The organism is Pseudomonas meliae, from assembly GCF_001400515.1.
GTDB lineage: Bacteria > Pseudomonadota > Gammaproteobacteria > Pseudomonadales > Pseudomonadaceae > Aquipseudomonas > Aquipseudomonas amygdali.
Map to the genome: position 1 here is coordinate 1 of NZ_LJQT01000061.1, position 5,527 is coordinate 5,527.

A 5,527-nucleotide genomic window follows, 5' to 3' on the forward strand; every position below is an offset into this window, starting at 1 on the left:
TTGCAGCGCCTCCTTAGGTGCCAGGAAGCCGGTGCGAGGTTTTGCGCTTGTCTAGAAGTCGAAATCGTAATCGGCCAGTTGTTTCTGCAAGCGCCGCTCTTCAAGCAGGTTGTCGATGGTGCGTCGTTTGCTCAGATTGGTCTTTGCCGGCTCTACGGTCGCAGTTTCGGTTTCGTCCGTATCGACGGCAACAAGGTCATCGTCCACGTCCAGTTGCTCGTTGTCAGTGCTCATGAAGTCGACTCCAGGGCTTGGGCTCTCTGGCGCTTCTTATATCGACAATCCACAAGCGGGTAAAAAAGATTTTTTCAATCGACAGAGCAGCAATTACCGGGCTGGCTCAATCGTCGGACGTTTTCTCCTTGTAATCGCACAGGTCTTCTATACGGCAACTGCCGCATCTGGGCTTGCGTGTCTGGCAAACGTAGCGTCCGTGCAGGATCAGCCAGTGGTGCGCATCGAGCAGATAGTTCTTGGGCACAAATTTCATCAATTGCTTCTCGACCTCCACCACATTTTTCCCTGGTGCGATGCCCGTACGGTTGCTGACGCGAAAGATGTGAGTGTCTACAGCCATCGCGACCTGACGGAAAGCGGTGTTGAGCACGACATTGGCAGTCTTGCGTCCTACGCCCGGTAAGGCCTCGAGCGCTTCTCGGGTCTGCGGTACTTCGCTGTTATGCAACTCCACCAGCATCCGGCAGGTTTCAATTACGTTTTTGGCTTTGCTGTTGTAGAGGCCAATTGTCTTGATGTACTCGGACAGCCCTTCAACGCCCAGGTCATATATGGCTTGTGGCGTGTTGGCGACCGGGTACAGCTTCGCCGTGGCCTTGTTGACGCTCACGTCAGTGGCCTGGGCAGAAAGGATAACGGCTATCAACAACTCAAAAGGCGTGGTGTAGGCCAGTTCGGTTTTCGGGTCCGGATTGTCCTCATGCAGCCTGCGAAAGATTTCCTGACGTTTTGCAGCATTCATGGGCGGAGATTTTCCTCAGGATGAGTCTGTACGGGTGCTTGCAGAAGCGCTGCAAGTGCCTGTTCGGCTGCTTCATATTCGCGTTGCAACTCCACGAGCCTGGCGGCCTGCTCGGCAATCGGCGGATGGCCGAAAGCCTTGAGCGACTTGTTGAGCTGCGCACGACTCATGGCCACGGCAATCCGGGCTTTTTTCAGGGCCTCGTCCGGCGTGGCAGGCTTGTCGTTCTGGGCGTGTCTGGCGGCGGACTGTAAAGCGTCACGACTTGGTTCAGCGCGCTGTGACCGGGCGATACGCTCGGCCAGCCGGGTTTGTTGCTCGCGGTACAAGCGTGCATTGCGTGCTTCGAAACGCAGCCGGGCGTGGGTACGCTTGCGCAGACGAGCTTTTTGCAGATCAGGGGTGGGTGCCAGGCCGCCTATGATGGGCGTGACACTCGCCATCGGCAGCGGATGCATTTCAATGCAGTCTACCGGGCATGGCGCAACGCACAGATCGCAGCCAGTGCACTCATCGACAATCACGGTGTGCATCAACTTTGCAGCGCCGACAATGGCGTCCACGGGGCAGGCCTGAATGCATTTGGTGCAGCCAATGCACTCTGCTTCGCGAATGAACGCAACCTGCGCAGGGGCTGCACCGCGTTCCATATCCAGCCTCAGAACCGGAACAGCAAGCAGCTCTGCCAGTTGGGCTATTGTTTCGTCCCCGCCCGGTGGGCATTTGTTGATGGCTTCGCCGCCGGCAATGCCCTCTGCGTAGGGCTTGCAGCCGGGGTGGCCGCACTTGCCGCACTGAGTCTGCGGCAGAAGGGCGTCGATGCTGCGGATAAGGTCCACGTCGGGAAGCAGGCGAATCAATTCAGTCATGATCTTGCCAGGTGACCAACAGGTGTTCTGTCTATCGAGGGTGCAGCATTATCGGACAGATCGGGAGGTTTGCGAATGCGCAAAGGCCCGGTATCCGCCTGATGGCTGGATACCGGGCCTTGTCCGGGTTTACTTGATGCGCTGGCCGGGTTTTGCACCACTGTCCGGGCTGAGCAGATAGATCTCCTCGCCGCCAGGGCCTGCCGCCATCACCATGCCTTCGGAAATGCCGAAACGCATTTTCCTTGGCTTGAGGTTGGCGATCATCATGGTCAGACGGCCTTCGAGCTCGGACGGGTTCGGATAGGCGCTTTTGATGCCGGAAAAGACATTACGTTGCTCGTCGCCGATGTCCAGAGTCAGGCGCAGCAACTTGTCGGCACCCTCCACATGTTCGGCCTTGAGAATCAGGGCAACGCGCAGGTCTACAGCGGCAAAAGCGTCAAAGTCGATTTCCGCCGACAGCGGGTCTTTGGCGAGTTCGCCATTACCGGCGGGCACACTGCTCGCGGTAGTGTCGGTAGCGGTCAGGTCTTCCTTGGAGGCAGCAGCCATGGCTTCTACCTTGAGTGGATCTATGCGGGTCATCAGTGCCGAGAACGGGTTGAGCTGATGATTGGCCAGCAAGGTCTTGTGGTCTTCCCAGGTCAATGGTTCGACGTTGAGAAACTTCTCTGCGTCGGCGGCCAGATTCGGCAATACCGGTTTGAGGAAAATGACCAGTTGGCGGAACAGATTGATACCCAGCGAGCAGACTGCCTGGACTTCATCCTGTTTGCCTTCCTGTTTGGCCAGCGCCCACGGCGCTTTTTCCGCGATATAGGCGTTGGCGCGATCCGCCAGAGCCATGGTTTCACGCATGGCACGGGCGAAGTCTCGGGCTTCGTAGGCGTCGGCAATGCTCGGCGCGACCGCCAGGAATGCATCGGTCAATTCGGGCGCTGCATTGGCCTCGCCCATCACACCGGCGTTGCCTTTGTGAATAAACCCGGCACAACGGCTGGCGATGTTCACGACCTTGCCGATCAGGTCAGAGTTGACCTTTTGCACGAAGTCTTCGAGGTTCAAATCCAGGTCGTCGACGCCACGACCCAGTTTCGACGCGTAGTAATAGCGCAGGTACTCGGGTGGCAGATGGTGGAGGTAGGTGCGTGCCTTGATAAAGGTGCCACGTGACTTCGACATTTTCTGTCCGTTTACGGTCAGGTAGCCGTGAACGTTGATGCCGGTCGGTGTGCGCAACCCTGCACCTTCCAGCATGGCTGGCCAGAACAGGGCGTGGAAATTGACGATGTCCTTGCCGATGAAGTGATAGAGCTCGGTGGTCGCACCCTTGCCCCAGTACGCGTCGAAGTCCAGGTCCGGACGACGTGCACACAGGTTCTTGAAGCTGGCCATGTAGCCGATCGGCGCATCCAGCCATACGTAAAAGTATTTGCCTGGCTCATCGGGGATTTCAAAGCCGAAATACGGCGCATCGCGGGAGATGTCCCACTGTTGCAGGCCGCTGTCCAGCCATTCGGCGATCTTGTTTGCGACAGCGTCCTGCAGGGTTCCGCTGCGCGTCCAGCTTTTCAGCATCGCGTCGAATGCAGGCAGGTCGAAGAAGAAGTGCTTCGAGTCCTTGAGTACCGGTGTGGTCCCGGAAATTGCCGACTTGGGGTTTTTCAGGTCGGTCGGGGCATAGGTTGCGCCGCACTTTTCACAGTTGTCGCCGTACTGATCTTCAGCCGCACATTTCGGGCAGGTGCCTTTGATGAAGCGGTCGGCCAGGAACATTTTCTTTTCCGGGTCGAAATACTGGGTCACCGAACGGGTTGCTATATGACCTGCGTCGCGCAGGCGCGTGTAGATCATGCTCGACAGCTCGCGGTTTTCGTCCGAGTGCGTCGAGTGGAAATTATCGAAATCCACCAGGAAGTCGGCGAAGTCGGCGCTGTGTTCGGCCTTGACGTTGTCGATGAGCTGTTCTGGCGTAATGCCTTCTTTTTCAGCGCGCAGCATGATTGCCGAACCGTGAGCGTCGTCCGCGCAGACATAAATGCATTGGTTGCCGCGGTGCTTCTGAAAACGCACCCACATGTCGGTCTGGATGTACTCGAGCATGTGGCCAAGGTGAACGGGACCATTGGCATAGGGCAGGGCGCTGGTAACGAGAATCTTGCGTGGCTCGGACATGGGGCTCGGCTACTTGAAGTGAAACGGAGACCGGCCACTATAAAGGTCTGAGCGATTTTTTTCACCCCGCTCGGTTGTGGGAATACTCCTGAGTGGTTGGGCAGGGTTCAGTGAAATCATGTCGGCTACGGACAGAACAGGTACGATAGTCGGCTGTTTCACTCAGTCTTTTACGGAGTAAGCCCATGAGCGCAGTCAATCGCGCAGCGGTGGAGACGATTCTTCGCCAGTACACCGACCCTTATCTGAATCAGGACCCGGTCAGTGCCGGTTGCGTGCGGTCCATCGATATCCAGGGTGCACAGGTCAGCGTGCAACTCGAACTGGGCTATGCCGCCGACCTGTTCAGGAACGGCTGGGCGCAAGTGCTGAAAACCGCCATCGAGAACCTGGACGGCGTCAGCTCGGCCACGGTTGCCATTCGCACAAGGCACAGAGCCAGATCCCCGGTCTGGCCAATGTGAAAAACATCGTGGCCGTTGCGTCGGGCAAGGGCGGTGTCGGCAAGTCCACCACGGCGGCCAATCTGGCATTGGCACTGTCTCGCGAGGGCGCACGGGTCGGTATTCTCGATGCTGATATCTATGGGCCGAGTCAGGGTGTGATGTTCGGTATTGCTGAAGGCACGCGGCCGAAGATCAAGGACCAGAAGTGGTTCGTGCCGGTCCAGGCTCATGGCATTGACGTGATGTCGATGGCGTTTCTGACCGATGACAACACGCCTATGGTCTGGCGCGGGCCTATGGTGTCAGGGGCGTTGCTGCAACTGGTCACGCAGACTGCCTGGAATGATCTGGACTATCTGGTTATCGACATGCCGCCCGGCACGGGCGATATCCAGTTGACGCTGGCGCAGAAGGTCCCGGTTGCCGGTGCCGTGATTGTCACCACGCCTCAGGACCTGGCCTTGCTGGATGCGAAGAAGGGTGTCGAGATGTTCCGCAAGGTCAACATCCCGGTGCTGGGCGTTTTGGAAAACATGGCGGTACACATCTGCTCCAATTGCGGCCATGCGGAGCATCTCTTTGGTGAGGGCGGCGGTGAGAAGCTGGCGTCGCAGTACAATGTCGAGCTGCTGGCATCACTGCCGTTGTCGATACTGATTCGCGAGCAGGCAGATGGCGGCAAGCCTACCGCTATTGCCGAGCCGGAAAGTCAGATTGCGATGGTGTATCAAGAGCTGGCACGTCACGTGGGCGCACGAATCGTCTTGCAGGAAGCTGCAAGCCCGGCGATGCCGACCATTTCTGTCAGCGACGATTGATTCTGTAGCGGTGCTCTGGCGGGGAGGCGCAGCCAATTGACGTCTCTCGGTCAGGCTTATGCATGGCTTGATGGGTACGCAAATGCTCAAACGACAGGCAATAAAAAACCCCGCTTTTAAGGGCGGGGTTTTTAAGCGAATCAGGACAAGTTAGATAACTTGAACTTCTTCAGCTTGCATGCCTTTCTGACCGCGGGTAGCGATGAAAGAAACCTGTTGGCCTTCTTTCAGGCTTTT

The 5,527-nt window shown here is 57.5% G+C and carries 5 protein-coding genes and 1 pseudogene; 1 reads left to right on the forward strand and 5 read right to left on the reverse strand.

What is annotated here, in order from left to right:
• Positions 1–51 precede the first annotated feature (51 nt).
• The 4 genes from ALO64_RS02740 to metG form a co-directional block, all read right to left on the reverse strand.
• Positions 52–234 carry a PA3496 family putative envelope integrity protein gene (locus ALO64_RS02740; RefSeq protein ID WP_002554842.1) on the reverse strand — a complete coding sequence of 61 codons (183 nt, stop codon included), beginning with the start codon at positions 232–234 and terminating at the stop codon, positions 52–54.
• Positions 235–340: 106 nt separating this feature from the next.
• Entirely contained in the window at positions 341–979 is a 639-nt protein-coding gene (nth, locus tag ALO64_RS02745; protein WP_044343455.1) for an endonuclease III, read from the reverse strand.
• Positions 976–1,848, reverse strand: a complete 873-nt coding sequence (gene rsxB / locus ALO64_RS02750; protein ID WP_002554840.1) for an electron transport complex subunit RsxB — start codon at positions 1,846–1,848, stop codon at positions 976–978. Before rsxB ends, nth begins: the two co-directional genes overlap by 4 nt.
• A gap of 129 nt (positions 1,849–1,977) precedes the next feature.
• Positions 1,978–4,026 carry a methionine--tRNA ligase gene (metG, locus tag ALO64_RS02755; protein WP_044343454.1) on the reverse strand — a complete coding sequence of 683 codons (2,049 nt, stop codon included), beginning with the start codon at positions 4,024–4,026 and terminating at the stop codon, positions 1,978–1,980.
• 185 nt (positions 4,027–4,211) lie between these two features.
• Here metG and apbC point away from each other — a divergent pair.
• Positions 4,212–5,290, forward strand: a pseudogene (apbC, locus tag ALO64_RS02760) (iron-sulfur cluster carrier protein ApbC).
• Positions 5,291–5,440: 150 nt separating this feature from the next.
• Here the strand turns inward: apbC and ALO64_RS26115 are convergent.
• The coding region (locus ALO64_RS26115) for a cold-shock protein (protein WP_033045525.1) at positions 5,441–5,527 on the reverse strand (87 nt) is incomplete at its 5' end.